The sequence below is a fragment of the Clostridium simiarum genome, assembly GCF_018919175.1.
Classification (GTDB): Bacteria; Bacillota; Clostridia; order Clostridiales; family Clostridiaceae; genus Clostridium_L; species Clostridium_L simiarum.
The window spans coordinates 1,157,914-1,180,398 of record NZ_JAHLQL010000001.1 but is presented as its reverse complement, the minus strand read 5'-3'; the positions used below and the strand labels follow the sequence as shown (position 1 = coordinate 1,180,398).

Sequence of the window (22,485 nt, the reverse complement as noted above, 5' to 3'; positions counted from 1 at the left end):
GTATTGAAGGAGATGTCAAAAGAAGATAAGGAATTTTTAGAGGGTATTTGGTCAAAAGCAAGATACTTAGAATATTTAAAAGCTGAAGAAGAGCTGGTAAAGGAAAACTGTAGAAGACTTAGAAAGAGGAGGATAAAGTCTTTTATAACTTCAATACTAATTTCTATGTTACTTGGTTTTGTAATGGAAATTACAAAGTTCAATATTGGAGTCCTATGGCTTTTATCTATAATTATACTTTCAATGGCATGCTTTTATGAGAATAGAGAGGAGAGAATTGAAATATGAATATTACAATAGAAAATTTAAAAAAGCTTTATGGTAACAAAGAAGTGCTTAAGGGTATTAATTTAAATATTGAAGAAGGAATGTTTGGGCTTTTAGGTCCTAATGGAGCAGGGAAAACTACTTTAATGAGAATACTTACCACTTTAATACCTAAAAGTGAAGGACATATAAAGATAGATAATATAGATATAACTAATAAGAAGGAAGTAAGAGAGATAATAGGGTATTTGCCCCAAGATTTTTCTATTTATCAATCCATGTCTGTATATGAAGCTTTAGATTATTTAGCTCTTTTATCAGGTATTACAAATAAAGCCCTAAGAAAAGAAAGAATAGGATATTTACTTGAAAAAGTAAACCTTGAAAATCACCTTAATACCAAGGTTAAAGCTTTGTCTGGTGGAATGAAAAGAAGGCTAGGTATTGCACAAGCTATACTTCATAATCCTAAGATCATAATCGTAGATGAACCAACAGCAGGATTAGACCCTGAGGAAAGAATAAGATTTCGTAATCTTTTAAGAGACTTTTCGGAAAATAGAATTGTTATTTTATCTACTCACATAGTAGAAGATGTTGAGTTTACTTGTGAGAATTTAGCTATTTTAAATGAAGGAAGACTTCTATATACAGGTAAGGTTAAGAGTCTTTTAGAAAAGGCAGAAGGATATGTTTGGACAGCTAATATTAATAGGGATGAACTTGATAGGGTAAGAAATAAATATCAGATAATATCTACAGTTTCAGAAGGAGATTTAATAAAACTAAGATTTATATCAGAAGAAAAACCTTTTGATAAGGCGGAAAGTGTTAAACCATCTATTGAAGATGCTTATATGAAGCTTATGAAGGAGGTATAGTTTATGTTTTGGAATCTACTTAAAAAGGAATTTAAATATATATTTAAGGATATTACTTTATATATTTTTATAGTAGTTGTTGGACTTTTTTATTTTACGCAATTTTCATCGTCAAAGACTACAGAGGATTTTAAGCCTATACCTCCAAGTGAACTAAAAGAAAAGCTGAGTTCAGGAATATACAAGGGGTACGGATACAAGGATATAACAGATCCTAAAAAAGAAATTAGAGAAGTTTATATGAATTTATATAGAGATTATGAAGAAGGATATATACTTAAGGAAAGATTATTACTAAATACACAGGTAAATCTAGATGATAATCAAAAACAATATCTCAAGGAAGCCATGGAAAAAATAGCGCCAGAGGAATACTTAAATAATAATGATGAAGGATTAATAAAGGTATCTTATGAAGAGTATTTAAATATTGTGAGAGATTTAGATAAAAAGTTAGGTGGATCAACAAATTATAGCGATAAAAAGAGGCTTATAGGACTTAGTGAACCTAAAACCTATGAAGATGCTGTTAAGGATTATAAAGATCTTTTAGAAAAAGACAAGGTAACTAATGCTGCTGCAAGAGAATTTTCAGATTACATGGGAATTACAGCCGGATTTTTTCCAGTGTTTTTAGCTGCCTTTATACTTATGAAAGATAAAAGAAGCAAAATGCAAGAATTAATTTGTAGTAGAAGTGTTTCTTCATATACTTATATATTGTCTAAGTATGCTGCTTTATGTGTAGCTTTACTAATACCATATCTTCTCTTTGCAACTCATGCTACTGTAATTTTTTATAACATAGGGAAGTTTAATAATTATGATATTAGTATACTAGCATTTTATAAATTTACCCTTTGGTGGATAGCACCAACCATATTTTTTACAATTGCTTTAGGTATGTTAATTTCAGTTATTTTTAATAATGGAATAATAGCCATACCTGTGCAATTTATACTATGGATTAATTCTATAAAAACTTTAGGGGGAGATTACTCTTTAAGTAAATTTGTTATTAGGTTTAACACTTTTGGAGATTATTCAAATTATATTAAATGGAGTAGTAGCATAGCTAATAATAGGATATTTTATATGATAGTTTCTGTTGTATTAATTTTAATTACATCACTTATATGGTCAAAGAAAAGAGGTGCTGTAGGTGAACACATTAAATAGTATAGATAAAGTGGGATATAATAATAAAAGTAAACTTGATTTAATAACAGCATATTTAAGTATTTTAAAGTATAATTTTAAGTTGATTCTAAATTTGAATCTTTTAGCTGCAATAGGGTTTATTATATTAATATTAACAGTATCTAGTCTTAAATTACTAGATTACAAAACCTTAGCTAAAATTGGAGAGATGTATATATCAATAATAGGTATAATATTAATGCCCTATTTAGTAAATATGGAAAATAAGCATAATATTAAGGAAGTAATATATAGTAGAAAAACGAGCCATGCTAAAACAATTTTAAGGCGTATTATTATGGTAATGATTTTAATGTTTTTAATGATAGCCAGTGTAATGGTATTAGCTAAAATTCAAGGAAGTAGTTTTGAGTTTTGGGAAATTACCTTTGGAACATGGATATCTGCCACTTTTCTAGGTATGATTGGCATTACTATAGTAAATTTAATTGATAATATTTCTGCAGCATATTTGATTTCCTTTAGTTATTATTTCATGGAGTACGTAACTAAGGGTAAATATACTAAAGATTTATATCTTTTTAGCTTAACCAAGGGAAGCTTTGTAAGAGGAAAGTATCTATTATTATTTATTATATTGATTATGGTGATATTTAACTTGCTTATTGTTAAAAAGAAAAGCTGATTTCTCCTCATGAAATATAAGTCATTCTAAAGCTTTGGCCTAATTAAGTGAAACTTTGACTTTTAGTATTAATAAAATAAAAAGATGTTAGCGTTAATATTTCTTTAACATAAGCCAAGGATATTAAATATATCCTTGGCTTATGTTATAATTTTTATACTGCACTAAAATATTATTAATATTTTAGCCTCTCACGAAGCCACTGATGCCTGTATCGGTGGTAATTCACATATAGAAAAAATAAATAGTAAGGTGAGTGTAAGAAATGGATGATTTAAAAAAAGCAATTAATGAGATAATGCAAGAGGATATTATAAAAGTGGTTTTGAGTAATAAGATGAATAAAGATATTAAATATAATAAAATAACATTTGTATTAAAAGATAATAATAAAAAACAATATTATCAAATAGAAAAATATACTGATAAACAAGTTTTTCATGAAAATATTGATGTAGATATTTTAGAAGAAAAACTATTAGAATGTTTGGAGGAAAATTATAAACAGGTCTCTGCTTGGTCTGATATACATACATTTGATTTGAAGATATCTAAAAAAGGTAAAGTTTTTTTAGGGAAAAAGAAGAGCGATAATACACAACTTGTAAATACAAGTCATAATAAAGAAAAAAATTATATTCTAAAAGAGGGAATGATTATAGAACCTCTTATAGATTTAGGGATTTTTACAAAAGAGGGTAAGGTAATTAAGTCAAAATATGATAAGTATAAGCAAATAAATAGGTTTATAGAAATTATAGATGATGAGATTAAGAAAAATGATTTTAAGGAACTTACAATTTTAGATTTTGGATGTGGGAAATCTTATTTAACCTTTATACTATATTATTATTTTATGGAGATTAAAAAAATCAATATAAAAATGATAGGATTAGATCTTAAAGAAGATGTTATTAAAAAGTGTAATGACATAGCTAAATTATATAATTATGAAAATTTACACTTTGAAGTTGGGGATATAAATGGATTTAAATATAATAATAAAGTTGATATGGTAATTACACTACATGCCTGTGATACAGCAACGGATTATGCTTTATATAACGCAATAAAGTGGAATAGTAAAATGATTTTTTCTGTTCCTTGTTGTCAACATGAGTTTAATGAGCAAATGAAATCTGAATCATTATCTATATTGACAAGGTATGGAATAGTACAAGAAAGAGTTGCAGCACTTATGACAGATTCTGTTAGAGCTAATTTACTAGAATATTTAGGCTATAAAACTCAACTTTTAGAATTTATAGATATATCACACTCACCTAAAAATATATTAATTAGAGCATCGAAAGCTAATATATCTAATGATAAAAGGCAAAAAGCTTTAGATGAAGTTAAAGATTTAATTAAACAGTTTAATTTTAATCCAACGCTATTTAATCTGCTAAAACAAGATAATTTAATTGAATAGTATTAGCCTCTAAAAACTATCTTTTAAAATTTATTATATAGCGAAAAGTATATGTAAAGAATCAAAATAAAAGTAATTTAAATATTAATAAAGAAGCCAATGATATTAAAACTATCATTGGCTTTGTTACAAAGTAATCAAAAAACATTAGAAATAAAATAAACATATATTTATTTAAAATTAAATTTACTAATTATTGATGCACTTTCTCTTTATTATTAATTTCAAATAATGCGTCAAAAAATAAGTTAGCCTGATCTAACATTGTCATATGTCCAGCATTAGGTATTAAATAAAATTTTTTATAGGGGGTATCAATTCTATTAAAGTATTTTTCAGCAATAACATATGGTGTTTGCCAGTCATTCCCACCTAAAATATAATAAATTGGAACCTTGTATTTTGTAATATTGTCCACAAAAGGTTATAAAAATATAATTATGCATAATGAAAAAAGTTGATATGAAAATTTTAAGTTGAAAGAACATTAAACCATATTATTCTGACTAAGGATACAATAGTAATTTATAATGTAACAAATTTGAAAAAACATTTAGGAAAAAACATTTATAATTGTTTATTCTATTGTATTAATGTTAACTAACGCTTATTATTTTATTAAGAGTTAACTTGAAGAAAAGTATAGGGGATATCACGGTTTACTCCCTTTTTAAAATTGGAGGGGTATTATGTATACAGATAAAATATCAATAAAAGAGACTGATGAGAATGAACTACTAAATGTAATGAATCTATGGAATAATGGAGAGGTAATGTTTTATGTTGGATTTCCAAATGGTTTAAATGTTACTATGGAAAAATTAAAAGGGTGGTTAAATGGAGTTAATCAAAATGAAATGTGCCGTCATTTTAGTATTTACGCTGAAAATGTTGGCTATTGTGGCGAGACATTTTACTCAATTGATTTGGAACACGATTTAGCAACACTTGATATAAAATTGCTTCCTGCCGCACAGGGAAAAGGCATTGCAGAGTATGCACTAAGGTATACAATCAGTCAAGTATTTGAAAATAACTTAGCAACGAAGGGTTATGTTGACCCTAATCCTCAAAATAAAAAGGCATGGAAACTTTATGAGAAACTCGGATTCGTGAGTAAAGAAAGACCTAAATACCTTGAAGAGGGTGAGACATACTTAGAGATAACAAAGAATATATGGATTAAATAAATACATTAGTATAATCTACAGCAACTTAACTTATGCTTACCCTTCTTAATATTCATTAAGAAGAGTAAGCATATATTTTAAAGTTATTTTCAGGCTATGGTTTAGAAAATAGTCTACGGTTGGAGGGCCTTGTATGGAAAAGTATTTTAGGATGATGAGAAATTGATAAGTATACCTGAGAAGTGTGGATTCCAGTAAAAAGAAAGTAAATTTGGGGGCAATTAATGAATATTGAAATATGTAATTCAGAAGAAGATAAACATGGTAATAGCAAAGAAAATATTTTTTTGGCTTTCGGTGATAACGGAAACTATTTAGGAAGTGCCTTTACATATCCAACAATAAATTATCATCAAGTATATGAAACACCTTATCTCATTTTTATAAGTATAAATATTGGTGACAATATGGATAAGCCATTGAGTGATGAAGTTAGGAAAAAGCTATTTGATAAAGTACTTTTAAGAGCTAAAGAGCTTCGGAGGCAAAGACCAGACTTAAAAGCTAGAATATACTCTGGATTTGAATATAATAAGAATACTCTTGATTTTTATACTAAAAATGGTTTTAAGGAAGATTACAGTATTATAATGGAGGCTGTCATTCCAAAAAGTTTTGAATATATATTGCCTGAAAAAGTAAAAGTAGTAGATTGGAAAATTAACTCGGAACAGGATTTTATGAAATACAAAGCAATGTATGATGAAATTTTTGTAACACCATTAGATATGGAGGTATTTAAAGAACAAGAAAATCAAAAGCATTTTAAAAATCTAGCTTTTTTAATAGATGGCGATCTGCAGGGAGGATGCACCTTTTTTGAAAAAGATGGTTTTGCTTATGTGGAAACAATATTTGTTTTACCAGAAAAACGAGGAAAAGGATTATCAAAAATTATAATAAATTATATGTTTGATTATTTCATATCAAATGGATTGAATAAAACAAAGCTTGAGGTATGGCAATTAAACAAACGGGCAGTAGAACTTTATAAATCATTTAATTATATTGAAGTGAAAAAAAACTTAATGTTTCCAGGGATAACCCTTTAATCAAAATTACAAGAAGCTATTTATTACTAAATAATAAATTATAAGAATAGCTATATAGGGCATTGATAAAATAGCTTTATATAGCTATTCTTATAAAAAATAAAATAGAAATTTGAGTTTAAAATTCTGATGAGTATATTGTATATGGAGAAGCCCCCGTTACTTATGATACGCTGAACCGGTGCGGCTGAGCAAGGTTGTGTAATTTAAATGGTGAAAATCTATTCTGAAAAGATTAAGTTAACTACAAAAAAATGTTATAATTGACAGTAGATGGGGTAATGTTAATATATAGTTTAAATGTAAGACAAATAGTAATTTGTTAAGGGGAGTATGGTAACTATAGTGGCAGAACTAGAGCATGCTAAGACAATAACTAATATAAAAAAGAGAGGATAAAGACTATGGAATATGAAATTATACATTTACCAAAAGAGAAATGGAAGGGAACTATAATTCCAATAAAGTATAAAACAGATAAATATTATGATGTTTGTGTAAATAAAATAGATAAAGGGTTTACTATTGAGATAGAAAAGAAAGATTTTACAGAGCCAGTAACTCATACACCAGAAGAGTATGAGTTTCCAGATAAGTTATATGAAGATCACTGGGAGAATGCTTATGCTTGGGGAGTGTTAGTTAATGATGAATTAGTTGCTGCAATTGAAACTGATCAAGAATTATGGTCTAATCGCCTAAGAATTACAGAACTTTGGGTAGCAGAAAAATATCAAAAGCAAGGAATAGGTCATGCATTAATTGAAATGGCAAAGGAACAAGCAAGAAGAGAACGTCGTCGAGCTATTATACTAGAAACACAATCTTGTAACGTTAATGCAGTAGATTTTTATCAGCATGAAGGCTTTAGCTTGATTGGTATGGATACTTGCTGTTACAAGAACAATGATTTACAAAGAAAAGAAGTAAGGTTAGAATTTGGATGGTTTCCAGAAGAAAAGAGAAGATTAAATCATAAAGAAATAGACGTTAGAATGGAAACAAAGGATGATTGGTACAATGTAGAGTTAATGACACAGCATGCATTTTGGAATAAACATCATCTTGGATGTGACGAACATTACCTTGTGCATAAATTACGTCAAGATAAAGACTATCTTCCAGAGCTAAGCAGAATAGCAGTAAAGGATGGAGAGGTAATAGGATGTATAATGTATTCAAAGGCACGAGTTGTTGATGGTGCAGATACACATGAAATTATAACCTTTGGACCTCTTTGCGTAGAGCCTAAATGGCAAGGATGTGGAGTTGGTGAGCTGTTATTAAGGGAAACAATGAACTTAGCTAAAAATAAAGGGTATAAAGGTATTGTAATTTTTGGAGAACCAGATTATTATCCTCGAATAGGATTTAAAACATGCGACAATTTTAATATTACAACTGCTGATGGTAAAAACTTTGACGCATTTATGGGAATTGAATTAGCAGAAGATAGTATGAAAGGCATAAAAGGAAAATTCTATGAATCGAAAGTTTTTGAAAATCTCCCAAAGGAAGAAGTGGAAGAATATAATAAAAAATTTCCACAACTACAAAAATTAAGATTTCCAGGACAGTGGGATTAATTAGGAAATAAACAATGGACAGTTGACAATGAACAATTATATTAATTTTCATCCATGGTTGTGACACAGGCGGAATGGTAAATTAATTAGATATTAAACTATGATGAGTAAAAATAATGTAGACTCCACGTGCATTTCATGTGGTGGAATTATAAAAAAGGAAAATTATTTAGGAGGTAGTATTTATTACTGTGAGAATTGTCAGTTAATTTAACTGAAATGATGATAATTTGTTTGCTATAATATTAGTAATTAATTTAATTGAGGTTCTTATATCTACAACTACTAAGGGGGTAATCATTGCAGAACATATTTGATAAAGGATTAAGAGTCTACATTATACCTGCTGCGGAGAACCGTACCATAAGTAAGTCTCCAAATTTTATATTTGGTTAGGCGAACTTACTCCTTTGAGCAAATGTGAGAAGGAGTTTCCTATAATCAAATGCGAATTTTACCAAGTTTGGATAAATATAAAAGTAAAAGTATTGAAAAAAATTAAAAATTTATATATAATGAAATTATACTAAAATATAAACATGAAAAATATAAATGTAAAGGTGTTGTAAATATGCGCAAAGAGGTAATTTTTAATTAAATTAACTGAATAAGGATTATTTTAAAAAGTATATGAAAAAATCTTGAATGACTCAAGGTTTATTTGTGTAATCTAAAAATAATCAGTATTATAATGAGCATGTTACATCTTTATTTGCAGAATAGGAAAACTGTGTTCTAAACACGGTATTTTTATGCCTATTTTTGCTACATTTATAGATATGGTATAAGATTTTAATTTGAATAGCTTAATCATAAGTTATATAATTAAAGTTTTATATTTTATGTTTATATTTAGGTTATATGATTATGAGGCTGTAAGTGAATTATGTTCATTTACAGCTTTTTTGTGTTTAGGGAGATTATTTTGATGATTTATATATTTAAATATGAAGATTATGAAGAACAAACAAATTTTTTAAGAAATACTAGGATGGTGATGATTAATGGTTAATAAACTTTCAGCATATAAAATTTATTTATTATTTTCAGCTATTACAGCAATGTGTTTTTTATTAGTAGCTACAGTTATGATAGTGTATCACATTGAAAAGGTTCATTTAAATCCACTTCAGCTTATACTTGTTGGAACTACTTTAGAAGTAGCATGCTTTATATTTGAAATTCCTACAAGCATAGTTGCAGATATGTACAGTCGCAAACGATCTACTGTTATTGGAATAGTACTAGGCACTGTAATAGCTAATTTCTCTGTAAGACTGCCTATAGTTAGTGGAGTTTTATTTATAATTCTTGCATTATTTTTAGGGGTATATATTGTTTCTATGATAATGGATAAAGAAGTGGCTGATAGAGTTGGAGGTGGTGATTATGAAGAAAATAATTAATATAGGAATCGTAGCACACGTGGATGCAGGAAAAACAACTATAACAGAAAACTTATTATATCATAGTGGAGCTATAAAATCAGTTGGAAGAGTTGATTTAGGCAATACACAGACGGATTCTATGGAGCTTGAGCGTAAGAGAGGAATTACTATTAAATCCTCAACCATATCTTTTAATTGGAATAATGTTAAGGTGAATATTGTTGATACTCCAGGACATGTAGATTTTATTTCGGAAGTTGAACGTTCATTAAGTGTCTTAGATGGAGCAATACTAGTTATATCAGGAGTAGAGGGGATTCAGTCACAAACAAGAATATTATTTAACATATTAAAGGAGTTAAACATTCCAACAATGATTTTTGTAAATAAGCTAGATAGAATTGGGGCAAATTTCAATAAAGTATTTGAAGATATAAAGAAGAACATGTCCAATAAAGTAGTTAGATTACAAGAAGTATATGATGCAGGAAGCAAAGCTGTCTATATAAAAAATCTATTTGATATATGCATGATAAATGATGGTGCTATTAATGTTTTATCAGACTTAGATGAAGCATTTTTAGAAAAATATGTTGGTGGAATAGAACCTGATAAAGAAGAAATACAAGAAAAGCTTTCATTATATGCAAGAGAAGGAAGTCTATATCCAGTATTTTGCGGTGCTGCAGCAATTGGACTTGGAGTTGAAGATTTATTAGATGGAATTTGTAGTTATTTCCCATTTGCAGGTGATTATTGTGAAAGTGATTTATCTGGGGTGGTGTTTAAAATCGAAAGAACAAGTAAAAATGAAAAGAAGGTTTATGTAAGATTATTTGGAGGAAAAATATCTGTAAGAGATAAAATTCAAATACCTAATAAGGATATGGCAGAAAAAGTAAGGAAAATTAATAGGTTAGAAAATGGGAGAATTATTGAAGCACAGAGTATAGAAGCAGGGGATATAGGTATTTTATATGGACTTACAAGTTTCCAAGTGGGAGATGTTATTGGAATTCCAAATAATAAAATTAAAAATATATCTATAGCTAAACCAGCGTTAAAAACAACAATTTCTGCAATTGATAAAGAAAAAAATCCAGAGCTATTTAAAGCATTAACATTACTTTCAGAGGAAGATCCACTGCTAGAATTAGAGATGAATGGCATGGATAAAGAAATTTATGTCAACTTATTCGGTGAAGTTCAAATGGAAATACTAAGTTCTATGTTAGATGATTTATATGGAATGAAAGTAGAGTTTTCGAATATTCAGACTATCTATAAGGAAACACCTAAAGGTCTTGGAACGTCAATAATGCATATGCAGGAAGACTTAAATCCATTTTGGGCAACAGTGGGTTTAAAAATAGAACCAGCAGGGAGAGGCCAGGGTCTTAGGTATATTTCTAATGTTTCAGTAGGGTCATTGCCAAAATCTTTTCAAAATGCAATTGAAGAAGCAGTTATTAAGACAAGCAAACAAGGATTATTTGGATGGGAGGTTACAGATGTAAAAGTCACTCTTATCCTTGGCGAATTTTCTAGTCCAGTCAGCACTCCAGCAGATTTTAGAAATGTGACACCTATGGTATTCATGGAAGCATTATATGAAGCACAAACTGTTTTATTAGAGCCATTACATGAGTTTGAGTTAATAATTCCTCAAAATGTTTTAAGTAAAGCGATTTGGGATTTAGAAACTATGAGGGCAACCTTTGATAATCCTATTGCTATAGAGGATGAATTCTCAATAAAGGGATTAATTCCAGTAGAAAATTCAAAAGAATATAAAATGAAAATAACTTCATATACAGAAGGTAGGGGAATATTTGTGACAAAATTTTATGGGTATAAGGAAGTTCCAGCTGAATTTGCAAAAGCACGTCAAAAAACAACTTATGATCCATTGAATAAAAAAGAGTATTTGCTTCATAAATTAAACGCAATTAGAAATTAAATTTAAGTAGATAAGTTATATTTTTATACAGAAAAGATGAAATAAAATAATTAGAATAATTTAAAGAGATTGCTACACAAGTATACTTAGTGTAGCAATCTCTTATTTTTCTTCAATTTAATTTCATTTTAACCCCTAATGTTTAATAGGTATAAGGGTAGATGTACGGATAAACAACATTAGATTTAATATAAGAATATATAAATTAACTGGCTCTATATTTTTATTTGCTTCATATCCATACTCATAAATTATCACAAATAGTTTTTAGATCCTCAATATAATGCAAAAGTGTTATAGAGTATTCCTTGAGTTTTTCAGGATTTTTTTCATATCCTTGTAGCAATGTATATTGTCTTTTATAATATTCCATCAATTTTTGAAAATTAGATGAATAGCTGCTTATCTCTTGAATCCTCTCATTAATAACTACGTATTGAATGTGTTGCATAATTTCAAGAAACTGGTCAGCGGAATATCCTACTGTTTTCTTAAAATCACGCAATACCCATTGGCGTTCAAAAATATTTCTTTTCATCCAACCAGAATATTGTTCTTTATAAACTTTTACTACATTCAGAACAATTGGAATAATGTTTTGATAATCATTGCTTTTAGTGTTTTCTTTACTATCTAATTTTAGCAATAAACCAGAATCAGACAAAACCTGTATAGCACCAATTTCTTGACCGTCATATCTATCAGCCATTAAAACTGATATAGCAAATCCGGTGCCAGCCTCTTCAACTCCAAGTATGTGATTTCCATTCATTTCATAAAATTCTTGTGTTGTTATTCCCATATGAGATGACACTATCTCTATTCCCTTCATTGCCGTTTCTGTTTTAACGAGTCCCGGACCGATAGTATATACTTTTATGTTTGTACTTTCCAATTCTCCATATAGAGTATTAGACAATTCTACCTGTGCTGTTTTAAATACTTCATATGCTCCCATAAAAGGGGCAGCACCAGATGATGAAACAAAAACAATTGTTCCAGAATTTTTTTGTTTCATGAGTGGTAAAACTAATTGTGTTAATAGTAATGGGGCTTTGAAATTAACTGCATAACTCTTGTTCCATACATCAATAGAAACTTCTTCTACTGTTCCCATAGCAGTTATGGTGGCATTATTAAATAGAACATCTATGCCACCATATTTATCTTTCACATGAGAAACCAGAGCATATATCTGATTTTCATCGGATAAATCAATTTCATAAAATTCTACAGAGTTTTTACCAAATATACTATCTAAAGTGCTTTGTGCGTATAATATTTTTCCTTTATCTATTTCAGCCACAATAACCTTTGCACCCATATAAACCAATGTTTTTGTAGTTTCAAAACCTATCCCACCTCCTGCACCAGTTAAAAGTATAACTTTATCTTCCAATCTATTTTTAAAGGATATATTTTTTTCTATAAGCATTATAATCTCCTTTTATTATCTTTATACATAGACTACATATAATCAATGTAGTTTATAATTTAATTGTTAGATTCTTTTAAGTTATACGTATTTCTCTGTTATTATGGCTTATTTTATATTCGCTTCATAATGCTCTTCATTAAGCCTCACTACTTCAAGTTCTTTTTTATTCTCATTCAATTTCAATGCTAAACTTTGAATTCCAAAGAATTCTGTGAAAGTATGACTCCCAATGATAAGATTTATCCCTTTAAACTTAGCATATTGAATGGTATACAAATTACATTCACCTGTAATGTATACATCACACTTATTTTCAACTGCTTCCTTAAGGCAAGTTGTTGACCCTCCATTACCACAGACTAAGCCCACTCGCTTCACCTTTTTGTCATTAAACCGCCAAAATTTAACTGGTTCTTCAAGTAGATTTTCAATATTTTTTACTAATTCATTAAATTCAATTTCTTCATCATATTCTGCGATTCTACCAAAATATAACCCTTCCCATTGGTGGGTTCTTTTAACATTTTCTAAATTCAATTTTTTTAATAAACTATCATTTGTTCCAAAGTTACAGTCATCAAGTGGCAAGTGATTATAGTAGTGACTTATACCATACTCTGCTAGTTTTTCTATGCATGCCTCTTTTAATCCATATATTTCATTCCATGCATCGTGGTGTGTCACCATCATATCAACTCCATGAATTCTTGCTTCCTCTATAGTTTCAAGGGTTAGGTTAACACAGTATCCTAATTTTTTAACTTTTTTACCTGCATGGTATGTAATCCCAGATTCACTAGAATAGATTTCCTTACTTGCTACATTAAAAAGTTCATTAATTCTTTCAACAATATGTGAAACATCCATATACTTACCTCCTGAAATTCATCATGTTTTGCCTTCAATTCTCATTATTATCTTGGTTATAATCAATTTATTTGTATTACATCATAATACAAAGGAATGTTGTCCTTATTATATCATGAAAAAATTAACAAGTCATATTTTTACAATTAAATGTACAAAGACAATCATCAGGCAGTACTATTTTGCTTAGTCTCTAGTTCTATTATATCCTCAATATTAATCCTACCATTTTATAACCATAGTAATAGATTAAGTAAGCCAAGTGATTGTCACTTGGCTTGAAGTTCTAAAAATATCATTTTAGTGGATAATTTATTAAAAGTATCATTGGCTTATGTTATAATTTTTGAGTAAGGATATAGTAAAAAATCTATTTGGTTAATATAAAATAGGAGAAGGGAACCTACAAAGTAAATTTTATAATGTCATAGTTTAGAATTTCAATTATTAATATAGAGAAAAATTAAATTAGTAATATGGAAAGGTGATGAAGATGAAAGTATTGGTGAGTGCCTGCATTACAGGATGTAACTGTAAATATAATGGTGGGAACAATTTAAATCCCAAAGTTGTAGAATTTCTAAAGGATAAAGAAATAATTGAAATTTGTCCTGAAATGTTAGTAGGAATGAGTATTCCAAGGGCTTCTGCTGAAATAGTAGATGGATGTGTTACTGAATGTAATGGTAGAAATGTTCATAGAGAATATGAAAAAGGTGTTGAATTAGCATTGGGGAAGATAAAAGATGAAAATATTGATTTAGCAATTCTACAGTCAAGAAGTCCTACTTGTGGAGTTAATAAAATATATGATGGAAGTTTTAATGGAAAATTAATTAAAGGCAATGGACTATTTGCTAAAGCATTAATTGAGAAGGGTTATAAAGTAATTGATTCAGAAGATGTTTGATAAATTCTAGTTTGCAGTTTAATGAAATGAAAATTTTAAAATAAAAAACTATAGATGTTTATTTTTTATAAAATATAAATGTAAATTTAATATTGACTCTCACATGGTGTTAGGCATTATTCTAAAGATGTCATTCGAATGGCAGTAATTTATAGGAGTTGATTTTATGTTCAAGATTGGAGACTTTTCTAAGTTGACCAGAGTATCTGTCCGTATGCTCAGGTATTATGATGAAGTTGGACTTTTTAAGCCTGCTAAAATCGATGATTTCACAGGATATAGATATTATTCGGCAAAACAGATTTCAGATATTAACTTAATAGTATCATTGAGAGATATGGGTTTTAATGTAGCTGATATAGCAGTACTTATGAAGGAAAAGTCTGAGAAAAAGCTAGAAGGTATTTTAAAAGTCAAAAGTAAAGAAATTAAGAATAGTATAAGAGCTGAGGAAATAAGACTTGAAAAAATCAACTCTGCCATTAAGGATATGAAAAAGGAGAGGGTTAATATGAGTTACAATGTTACATTAAAATCAATACCTAGTTATAAGGTTATTTCTTTGAGGGATACTATACCAGCTTATAATGCAGAAGGTATGCTTTGGGAAAGGTTAAGTGAATACCTAGAGAGGAAAAGTATTCCTTCCAATGACATGGCTTATGCTACCTATCACGATGAGGGATATAAGGCAGGTGGAGTTGATGTAGAGGTAGTAATGGGCGTTGACAAACTTATGAAGAATGAAAATGAGTTTGTATTCAAGGAAACTAAAGTAGTAGAGCAGGCGGCTAGCATATTAGTTCCAGGAGATTATTCTAATTTAGCACCAGCATATAATTTTTTAGGAAATTGGATTGAGGAAAATGGATATAGTATAGCTGGAAATCCACGTCAAGTTGCTATAAAAGGACCTTGGAATGAAAGGAATACAGAAGATTATTTGAGCGAAATACAGATACCAGTAAAAAAATAAAAATAGAACATGGGAAAACCTCATTTGTAAGTAAGGTTCAGAGTGTCGACAAAGTCGACACTCTGAAATCAGAGGTAGATATTTACTTCTGATTTTTTACTTACTTAAAAAAATTTTTTTCTACTCTATATTCAAATCTTTAAACATAGCATATGGAGAAGGGTTGTAGCCATGACTAAAGAAAAATGGTGTGTTTTTAGTATCGCTACTTAAATCAATAAGATTATTTTTAAGGAAATCATAAATATTAAAGTTTATTGATTTTCCAGAGAAACGACCCACTATCTTACCATTTTTAACGTGATAGCCAGTACCTATATTGCCTGTTAGTTCACCATTTATTAAATTTCCCATGAAGAATCCTATAACATCATCTATTATAATTCCATCTTTCATATCTCTAATCATATCTTTAAAAAGCACTGTTCCTGGTTTTATGTGAAGATTAGTTACATATGGATTAGGCTCAGCAGTAAAGTCAGGGTTAGGAAAGAAGCTTCCTAATTTATATCCATTACCAGTGGGCTCAACATTCAACTTTTTTGCTGTTTTTAATGAATGAAGGAAACCTTTAAGGTTACCATGAGAGATAATTTCATTCCTTTGGCTTGGAGTACCTTCATCATCAAAGGGAGTTGTATTAAAGGCACCTATTTTAGTACCTTCATCAACTATTGTAAACTTCTCATCAAAGATTTGAGTTCCAACCTTATTAGTTAAAGGAGATATTCCATCAGTAACACTTTTACCGCTCACTGCAAGCATAAGAGGAATTAATGTGCAATTTAAAAATTTTGGAGTAAATATTACAGGGCGAATACCTGACTCAGGACTCACAATGTTTTGAGATAGCTTAAGTTCATCCAATATAGAAGCAATGGAGCTATCTATATCATAATTTGAATTCAATAAAAACTCTGTGTTATAGCAGTTTAAAAAGTTATTATCCTTTATGAAGTTACATCCAGCAGTGAACCCAAGGGTATCTTTTCTATACTCCTTTGATAAACCCTTTGTATTGGCGATTTTAACAATGTTACTATTTATTTCAAACTCAGCAAAAGCTTTAACATTTGGGAATTCTTTTGTTATTTCAGAAATTATTTTTCTTCCATCTTCAATAAGCTTCTCATCACTTAATTTTAAAATATCATTTTCAGGAATAGAAATCTCAGTTTCACTATTTTTATTTATAAAGTCGAATTCAGCTGGAGATGAAAATGGATTTATTTCTAAACAGTTTTGGAGAAGATCATCAAATTTATTAATGTCATTAGAAGTTGAAAAAGACAGTTTATCATCCTTTATCATTCTAAGTGCAACACCAGTAGATTGTTTTTCTGATGAACCTTTTAGAAGGTTATTTTCAAAGCCTATTGATTTTGAATAAGATTCCTTATAGAAAATTTCACCATCAGTAGCACCCTTAGAAACTATTTTATTTAGTAACTCTTTCATTATTTAGCACCTCCAATAACCACATTTTTAATTCTTATTCTAGGACCACCCATACTAACTGGTAATGGGAATTGAGCACCTTTGCCACAGCCGCCACCACCATCTCTAGAAGTATCCTCATTTCCTATCATATCAATGTTTTTAAGAGTTTCAAAAACATTTCCAGCAAGATTTATATCACGAACCAACTCACATACTTTACCATCTCTTATCATATATCCATAACTAGCTGAGAAGGTAAAGTTATCACCATTAGTTTGTCCACCGTTACTTTCAAAGGCAAGTATACCCTTTGAAATTCCTTGAAGCATCTCTTCAAATGTAGAAGTTCCACTTTGAACAACTGTGTTTCTCATTCTTGGAATTGGAGGATGCATGTAATTTATAGCACGACCATTTCCGGTTATCCTTTCATTCATTTTACCAGCAGTTTCTCTTGAATGAAGTCTTCCAACTAGTTTACCTTCTTTAATTAAGTAAGTTTTCTCTGTTTTAACACCCTCATCATCATATTTTAAATAACCTCTTTTCCCTTCATCAAAACCACAATCATAGATATTAAGGATAGGAAGTCCGAACTCTTTACCAAGAACCATTATATCGGCAAGCTCCTTATCTTCATAAACATTATCACCTTCACTTAAATGTCCAAAAGCTTCATGTACAAATACTCCCGTTAAGTCAGAATCTGTAATAACTGTATAAGTTCCAGCTTTAACCTTAGGTGCAGTAAGTAAATCAACTGCTATTTGACTTTTTTCTCTTATTTCTTTTTGTAAATTAAGAATAGAGTTAAAATCATTTGAAGAACCAAAACCAATATGAGTAGATTGTGAATTATCATCCTCTTTTGCAGTGATAGAAACTCTACCACCTAAGTCCATTTTTTCTTGACATATATATGACCCTTCTGAGCTAATAAAAGTTAGTTTTGAAAAAGTCTCGCTATAACGGGCTGATACAGCTGTTATTTTCTTATGATAGTTAAGAGCTATATCACTATATTCTTTTAATAGATTAATTTTTTCTTCAAGAGGAACTTTTCTTGGATCATTTATTAAACTCAATAGAACTGAATCCTCTACTACTGGAGCAGGGGCAAGGATACTTTCATCATTGCCAGTTAATTTAGCTTGTTTAATTGCAGACTCTGCAAAGGCATTAAGGTTGTCTATATCATTAAAGGAAATAACACCCCAAGCGCCTTTATAAAGAGCCCTAATATTTCCACCTGTTGCATTAGACTTTTTTAGCGAACTTAGTTTTCCATTTGTAAATTCTATAGTTGTTGTAGTTGAGTCTTCAAGCCTTATGTCCATGTAGTCGCATTGAGATTTGTATCTTTCAATGCATACCAATAATTTATTTCTCATAATAACACCCCTTCATCATTAAATTTACATCATAATATATATAATTCATAAAATTTTATATATTATGAATATTTTACTACAGATCAATTATACAAATCAATAAAAGGATTTAAGTTTGATTTAAATCTCTAATAGATAATGGACACAATATAAGTGAAGTGTAATAACTTTGCTTTTATTTTTGTGAAATATTTTGTATATATGTGCTAAAATAAAATCATTAATAAAGGTGATGGAGGACTTAAAATGGATTGTATATTTTGTAATTATAATAAATCAGAAATCATAGCAGAAAACAAATTAGCTTATGCTATATTAGATAAGCATCCAGTAAACGAAGGTCATGCATTGATCGTCCCTAAAAGGCATTTTCAAAGCTTTTTTGAAGCTTCAGAGGAAGAGGTAAAGGCTATTTATAGCTTATTACATGAAGTAAAGGAAATGTTTGATGTACAATACGAGCCACAAGGTTATAATGTAGGAGCAAATGTAGGCTATCACGCAGGACAAACTATAATGCATCTTGATATACATTTGATACCTAGATATAGAAATGATGTAGATGATCCTAGAGGTGGCATTAGAAATATTAAATCACCGCTAGTTAGGTATGATGGGTAAGAGCTAAGGACACTATGGAAATTGAAAGAAAAATAAAGATTTGGAAGAATACATTGATATTTTCCAGCTAGAAAATCCTTATGAATATTATATGCATGGCTATGATATACCTTTTGACAATAACTATATCAATCTACGGCTGAATAGTTACGAGTTTTCATATATTGACACAAAATAGTAAATAAGGAATAATAAAAGTATATATTTGGGGAAATTTCATTTAAAATTGATTAAATATTGACTTTGTTTTTAGCTTATAGGGGGATATAGGAATTTATGAGAAATATTTTAATAGTTGAGGATGATAAAAGCCAAAGAGAAGTTTTAAAAAAGATGTTGCAAGAGGTAGATGAAGGTTTAAATATATATGAGGCTAGCAATAAAATTGAAGCTATTAATATCTACAGTAATGTATCCATAGATATTTTTTGTATAGATGTTCACTTGGGCGATTCCTCTGGCATAGATTTAGCTTTAGACATTAGAAAAATAAAGAGGTATGAGTTTAGCTGGATGGTGTTTATCACAACAAATGTTCAATATATGCTTAAGGCTTTTAAAGAAATTCATTGTTATGATTATATTTTAAAGCCTTATGAAAAGGAAGATATAGTTAATCTTACGAAAAAGCTTATATCCAGTGCATATATGGGTAATGCAGTGGCAAATGAAAGAAAATCTACGGTATTTGAGATTAGAAAGGGCATTAACGTAAAAATATATGTAGATGAAATCATCTTTATTGAAACAAATATTAGGATATGCACTATACACACTAAGAAAAGAAAGTATGAGATAAAAGGATTATCTTTAAAAAGTGCAGTAGAATTAATTAATCATAAAGGTATTATACAATGCCATAAGTCCTTTGCAGTAAATATCGATGAAGTAAGGAAAGTTGAAGGTATTTCAAGTAAAGTATATGAGATTTATTTTGAGGATTATCAGGAAAAAGCATTTTTGGGGTATAAATTTAAAAACATATTCATGGAAAGATTTATTTAAACTTTAGAAAAGACAGAATATCAATTTAAAAATTGAATTGATATTAAAGGGGGCATAGACAATTGAATATGATAAAGGAATTTATTGTTACATTTATTGAATTAAGCGCTTTTATGGTTTTATGGCAAAAGTTTGCATTGAAGAAAGAAATACCTTTATTTAAAAAACTATTTATAATAGCAGTTAATTCATTTGTTATGGCTGTAACTAGTGGCATGGGATTATATTGGAATATGGGGTTAAGTTATTTGGTTCTCATATTTTCAATTAGCTACTTAAGTAATAATAAATTAATTTCAAACTTACTAGAAATTTTCTCTATTGTTATTGTTACAATCATACTACAATTAATAATTATGTTTGTTATGAATTTTTTAAATTTAAATAAGAACTTTGATTTGTTTACATATAATGTTATCCTTAACTCTATAATACTAATAATAACATTATATATATATTATATTGATCAACATAAAATTAATATTAAAATGATAGATTCTAAAATAGGATATTGTTTTATACTTAATTTTGCTTCTTATTTAGTAATTTTAAAGGTACTTTGGGATTATGACAAAAATATTATTTTAAATAACATAATAAAGATATTATTCATTCAAGCTATATTACTTATTTTAAATATAATTTTATACTACTACATAATAAAGATAAATGAAGAAAAAAAGGCTATGCTAATTCAAAGCACATACACACCTATTATCAAAAAGATTATAGAAGAAATAAGGGGAAAACAACATGAATTCAAAAATCATTTAAATACTATAAGTGGAATAGTGCAGGTAGCAAAGGATAATGAGCTACGAGTAAATTTAAAAGAGTATATAAGGTCAATAGATTATTGCAATAACACTGAAGATATTATATATATTAATAATCCTATTTTAGGAGCAATAATATATAGCAAGGTCTGTGAAGCTAAAAATAATAATATTAAATTTTCGTACCACATAAATAATGATTTAAATAAATTTAGCATTAAGGAATATGAGCTTTCAGAGATACTAAACAACCTTTTAACTAATGCCTTCGAAGCAGCTCAAGGTGATAAGGAGGTTATATTAAATATATTAAGTGAAGATGATAAAAATATTATAGAAGTTAAAAATAAAGGAGAAATAAAAGAAGAGGAGATTTCAAAATTATTTAAGAGAGGATTTTCAACTAAAGATAATAAGAGTAGAGGGTACGGTTTATATAACGTAAAAAGAATAGTTGAACTAAATAGAGGAACTGTTCAACTATTTCTTGAGGAGGAAAGTATTGTTTTTAAGGTGTTACTTTAATAAGCTTTTAGGTGGTTCGGGTTCACCTGCTAAAAAAAAGGAAGCTGAGCTGGATATAATTTGTGATATAGCTACTAATGATAAGCCTAACATATGAACCAACGCATTTTTTTTCTTTTTCATTAGAATACCCCTTTCTTTTTTGGAATTAATTGTGACACTTCTAATAAAATTGTTGAAAAACCACAATTCAAATAACTTATGTCCTTTATATATAATAATAAAATACATAGCCATGATATAGTAAAGAAGATGGATAAAAACTTTAGAATCTGTCTTCTTTTTTTACTTTTAATAGGTCTCTTTTTATTTGGATAAGGTGATCTAAATAAAATTACAAGAATACTTAACAACGCAATTACATAGTAAAATACCATATTTAGTTTAGGTAAAAAACCAGAAAGTAAAGAAGTTGGCAAGAAAAACAGTATTGAAAAAAATAAGCAGCTTATTGTTGTGCTACAATGATAACCACCTGCAAATATTCTAATAGAAAATAAAATCATCATTGAAAATAAAAAATAATCCAATTTTCCAATAATAAAAAATATAGCAATCAATATAACGGTTTTAAACAATTCATTAAAAATAGCTTGCAATGAATAGGTTATCTTTTCTAAGTCTGAGATAGATTTAATATCACTATTATTCTCTATATAATAAGTTATTTTACATGCCAATTTATTTATCATTAATAGTTCATCCTTTATAATATTACAAGTAAAATAGCACAAAACACCAATATATACTAGACAAAAAGCATGAAAAGGAAAAAAACAAGCATAAACGGAAATATACACAAAAAACTTCCGTTTATGTAGAAAAATAGACGTTTTATGTTTAATGCATTGAATAGTTTGAAAATTTAAACAGAATGAAGATATAGATTGATTTTAAAGCAATAAAAAAAGAGGGTATACAAAAGGAGAGAAGA

General features: G+C 28.7%; 20 protein-coding genes and 1 pseudogene. 15 read left to right on the top strand and 6 right to left on the bottom strand.

The genetic code is table 11. The annotated features are described in order from the left end of the window. Positions 1 to 3 precede the first annotated feature (3 nt). The 10 genes and pseudogenes from KQI89_RS05650 (at position 4) to tetB(P) (ending at position 11,602) form a co-directional block, all read left to right on the top strand. Positions 4 to 288, top strand: a complete 285-nt coding sequence (locus tag KQI89_RS05650; protein WP_216456253.1) for a hypothetical protein — start codon at positions 4 to 6, stop codon at positions 286 to 288. Continuing rightward, positions 285 to 1,148 (top strand): ABC transporter ATP-binding protein, encoded by an 864-nt coding sequence (locus KQI89_RS05645; protein ID WP_216456252.1) that lies wholly within the window; start codon positions 285 to 287, stop codon positions 1,146 to 1,148. The genes KQI89_RS05650 and KQI89_RS05645 overlap by 4 nt, the downstream gene beginning before the upstream one ends. Before the next feature lie 3 nt (positions 1,149 to 1,151). Then, positions 1,152 to 2,327, top strand: coding sequence for an ABC transporter permease (locus KQI89_RS05640; protein WP_216456251.1), 1,176 nt, complete (start codon positions 1,152 to 1,154; stop codon positions 2,325 to 2,327). Further along, positions 2,311 to 2,994, top strand: coding sequence for a hypothetical protein (locus tag KQI89_RS05635; RefSeq protein WP_216456250.1), 684 nt, complete (start codon positions 2,311 to 2,313; stop codon positions 2,992 to 2,994). The genes KQI89_RS05640 and KQI89_RS05635 overlap by 17 nt, the downstream gene beginning before the upstream one ends. Positions 2,995 to 3,259: 265 nt before the next feature. Further along, a complete protein-coding gene (locus KQI89_RS05630) occupies positions 3,260 to 4,426 on the top strand; it encodes a class I SAM-dependent methyltransferase (RefSeq protein ID WP_216456249.1) in 1,167 nt (388 codons plus the stop codon). A 689-nt stretch (positions 4,427 to 5,115) separates the two neighbouring features. Beyond that, complete coding sequence (locus KQI89_RS05625; protein ID WP_216456248.1) at positions 5,116 to 5,616, top strand: GNAT family N-acetyltransferase; 501 nt, start codon at positions 5,116 to 5,118, stop codon at positions 5,614 to 5,616. A gap of 224 nt (positions 5,617 to 5,840) precedes the next feature. Next, positions 5,841 to 6,668, top strand: coding sequence for a GNAT family N-acetyltransferase (locus tag KQI89_RS05620; protein WP_216456247.1), 828 nt, complete (start codon positions 5,841 to 5,843; stop codon positions 6,666 to 6,668). 404 nt (positions 6,669 to 7,072) lie between these two features. After that, the gene (locus KQI89_RS17595; RefSeq protein WP_246582956.1) at positions 7,073 to 8,254 is read left to right on the top strand and encodes a GNAT family N-acetyltransferase; all 1,182 of its coding nucleotides are present in this window, start codon (positions 7,073 to 7,075) and stop codon (positions 8,252 to 8,254) included. A 1,004-nt stretch (positions 8,255 to 9,258) separates the two neighbouring features. Then, positions 9,259 to 9,591, top strand: a pseudogene (locus tag KQI89_RS05605) (MFS transporter); the annotation flags it as partial. Positions 9,592 to 9,643: 52 nt separating this feature from the next. Then, the gene (tetB(P), locus tag KQI89_RS05600; protein WP_216456246.1) at positions 9,644 to 11,602 is read left to right on the top strand and encodes a tetracycline resistance ribosomal protection protein TetB(P); all 1,959 of its coding nucleotides are present in this window, start codon (positions 9,644 to 9,646) and stop codon (positions 11,600 to 11,602) included. Between the two features lie 244 nt (positions 11,603 to 11,846). Here the strand turns inward: tetB(P) and KQI89_RS05595 are convergent, their stop codons facing one another. Together KQI89_RS05595 and KQI89_RS05590 are read right to left on the bottom strand one after the other, a co-directional pair. Next, positions 11,847 to 13,037 (bottom strand): SDR family NAD(P)-dependent oxidoreductase, encoded by a 1,191-nt coding sequence (locus KQI89_RS05595; protein ID WP_216456245.1) that lies wholly within the window; start codon positions 13,035 to 13,037, stop codon positions 11,847 to 11,849. Positions 13,038 to 13,145: 108 nt separating this feature from the next. Continuing rightward, on the bottom strand, positions 13,146 to 13,907 hold the full coding sequence (locus tag KQI89_RS05590) for a Nif3-like dinuclear metal center hexameric protein (RefSeq protein ID WP_216456244.1): 762 nt from the start codon (positions 13,905 to 13,907) through the stop codon (positions 13,146 to 13,148). Between the two features lie 493 nt (positions 13,908 to 14,400). Here KQI89_RS05590 and KQI89_RS05585 point away from each other — a divergent pair, with 493 nt between their 5' ends. Both KQI89_RS05585 and KQI89_RS05580 read left to right on the top strand, forming a co-directional pair. Next, positions 14,401 to 14,817, top strand: coding sequence for a 2-thiouracil desulfurase family protein (locus KQI89_RS05585; RefSeq protein ID WP_216456243.1), 417 nt, complete (start codon positions 14,401 to 14,403; stop codon positions 14,815 to 14,817). A gap of 166 nt (positions 14,818 to 14,983) precedes the next feature. After that, positions 14,984 to 15,793, top strand: coding sequence for a MerR family transcriptional regulator (locus tag KQI89_RS05580; protein WP_216456242.1), 810 nt, complete (start codon positions 14,984 to 14,986; stop codon positions 15,791 to 15,793). A gap of 120 nt (positions 15,794 to 15,913) precedes the next feature. Here KQI89_RS05580 and KQI89_RS05575 read toward each other — a convergent pair whose 3' ends face one another. Together KQI89_RS05575 and KQI89_RS05570 are read right to left on the bottom strand one after the other, a co-directional pair. Continuing rightward, complete coding sequence (locus KQI89_RS05575; RefSeq protein WP_216456241.1) at positions 15,914 to 17,251, bottom strand: TldD/PmbA family protein; 1,338 nt, start codon at positions 17,249 to 17,251, stop codon at positions 15,914 to 15,916. Beyond that, complete coding sequence (locus KQI89_RS05570; RefSeq protein ID WP_216456240.1) at positions 17,251 to 18,624, bottom strand: TldD/PmbA family protein; 1,374 nt, start codon at positions 18,622 to 18,624, stop codon at positions 17,251 to 17,253. The genes KQI89_RS05575 and KQI89_RS05570 overlap by 1 nt, the downstream gene beginning before the upstream one ends. Positions 18,625 to 18,870: 246 nt before the next feature. Here KQI89_RS05570 and KQI89_RS05565 point away from each other — a divergent pair, with 246 nt between their 5' ends. The 3 genes from KQI89_RS05565 (at position 18,871) to KQI89_RS05555 (ending at position 21,551) form a co-directional block, all read left to right on the top strand. Beyond that, a complete protein-coding gene (locus KQI89_RS05565) occupies positions 18,871 to 19,245 on the top strand; it encodes an HIT family protein (protein ID WP_216456239.1) in 375 nt (124 codons plus the stop codon). A 276-nt stretch (positions 19,246 to 19,521) separates the two neighbouring features. Then, complete coding sequence (locus tag KQI89_RS05560; protein ID WP_216456238.1) at positions 19,522 to 20,250, top strand: LytR/AlgR family response regulator transcription factor; 729 nt, start codon at positions 19,522 to 19,524, stop codon at positions 20,248 to 20,250. Positions 20,251 to 20,318: 68 nt separating this feature from the next. Continuing rightward, on the top strand, positions 20,319 to 21,551 hold the full coding sequence (locus KQI89_RS05555) for a sensor histidine kinase (RefSeq protein ID WP_246583007.1): 1,233 nt from the start codon (positions 20,319 to 20,321) through the stop codon (positions 21,549 to 21,551). Here KQI89_RS05555 and KQI89_RS05550 read toward each other — a convergent pair. Together KQI89_RS05550 and KQI89_RS05545 are read right to left on the bottom strand one after the other, a co-directional pair. Next, complete coding sequence (locus KQI89_RS05550) at positions 21,543 to 21,674, bottom strand: AgrD family cyclic lactone autoinducer peptide (RefSeq protein ID WP_216456236.1); 132 nt, start codon at positions 21,672 to 21,674, stop codon at positions 21,543 to 21,545. The genes KQI89_RS05555 and KQI89_RS05550 overlap by 9 nt on opposite strands. Continuing rightward, the gene (locus KQI89_RS05545) at positions 21,674 to 22,243 is read right to left on the bottom strand and encodes an accessory gene regulator ArgB-like protein (RefSeq protein WP_216456235.1); all 570 of its coding nucleotides are present in this window, start codon (positions 22,241 to 22,243) and stop codon (positions 21,674 to 21,676) included. Before KQI89_RS05545 ends, KQI89_RS05550 begins: the two co-directional genes overlap by 1 nt. Between the last annotated feature and the right edge of the window lie 242 nt (positions 22,244 to 22,485).

Excerpts from the sequence above, each read along its gene's own strand:
- KQI89_RS05640 (WP_216456251.1), top strand. The coding sequence starts at position 1,152 with ATGTTTTGGAATCTACTTAAAAAGGAATTTAAATATATATTTAAGGAT.
- KQI89_RS05625 (WP_216456248.1), top strand. The coding sequence starts at position 5,116 with ATGTATACAGATAAAATATCAATAAAAGAGACTGATGAGAATGAACTA.
- KQI89_RS05645 (WP_216456252.1), top strand. The coding sequence starts at position 285 with ATGAATATTACAATAGAAAATTTAAAAAAGCTTTATGGTAACAAAGAA.
- KQI89_RS05585 (WP_216456243.1), top strand. The coding sequence starts at position 14,401 with ATGAAAGTATTGGTGAGTGCCTGCATTACAGGATGTAACTGTAAATAT.
- KQI89_RS05565 (WP_216456239.1), top strand. The coding sequence starts at position 18,871 with ATGGATTGTATATTTTGTAATTATAATAAATCAGAAATCATAGCAGAA.
- KQI89_RS17595 (WP_246582956.1), top strand. The coding sequence starts at position 7,073 with ATGGAATATGAAATTATACATTTACCAAAAGAGAAATGGAAGGGAACT.
- KQI89_RS05545 (WP_216456235.1), bottom strand. The coding sequence starts at position 22,243 with ATGATAAATAAATTGGCATGTAAAATAACTTATTATATAGAGAATAAT.
- KQI89_RS05620 (WP_216456247.1), top strand. The coding sequence starts at position 5,841 with ATGAATATTGAAATATGTAATTCAGAAGAAGATAAACATGGTAATAGC.
- KQI89_RS05595 (WP_216456245.1), bottom strand. The coding sequence starts at position 13,037 with ATGCTTATAGAAAAAAATATATCCTTTAAAAATAGATTGGAAGATAAA.
- KQI89_RS05590 (WP_216456244.1), bottom strand. The coding sequence starts at position 13,907 with ATGGATGTTTCACATATTGTTGAAAGAATTAATGAACTTTTTAATGTA.
- KQI89_RS05550 (WP_216456236.1), bottom strand. The coding sequence starts at position 21,674 with ATGAAAAAGAAAAAAAATGCGTTGGTTCATATGTTAGGCTTATCATTA.
- KQI89_RS05570 (WP_216456240.1), bottom strand. The coding sequence starts at position 18,624 with ATGAGAAATAAATTATTGGTATGCATTGAAAGATACAAATCTCAATGC.
- KQI89_RS05555 (WP_246583007.1), top strand. The coding sequence starts at position 20,319 with ATGATAAAGGAATTTATTGTTACATTTATTGAATTAAGCGCTTTTATG.
- KQI89_RS05575 (WP_216456241.1), bottom strand. The coding sequence starts at position 17,251 with ATGAAAGAGTTACTAAATAAAATAGTTTCTAAGGGTGCTACTGATGGT.
- KQI89_RS05560 (WP_216456238.1), top strand. The coding sequence starts at position 19,522 with ATGAGAAATATTTTAATAGTTGAGGATGATAAAAGCCAAAGAGAAGTT.
- KQI89_RS05630 (WP_216456249.1), top strand. The coding sequence starts at position 3,260 with ATGGATGATTTAAAAAAAGCAATTAATGAGATAATGCAAGAGGATATT.
- KQI89_RS05580 (WP_216456242.1), top strand. The coding sequence starts at position 14,984 with ATGTTCAAGATTGGAGACTTTTCTAAGTTGACCAGAGTATCTGTCCGT.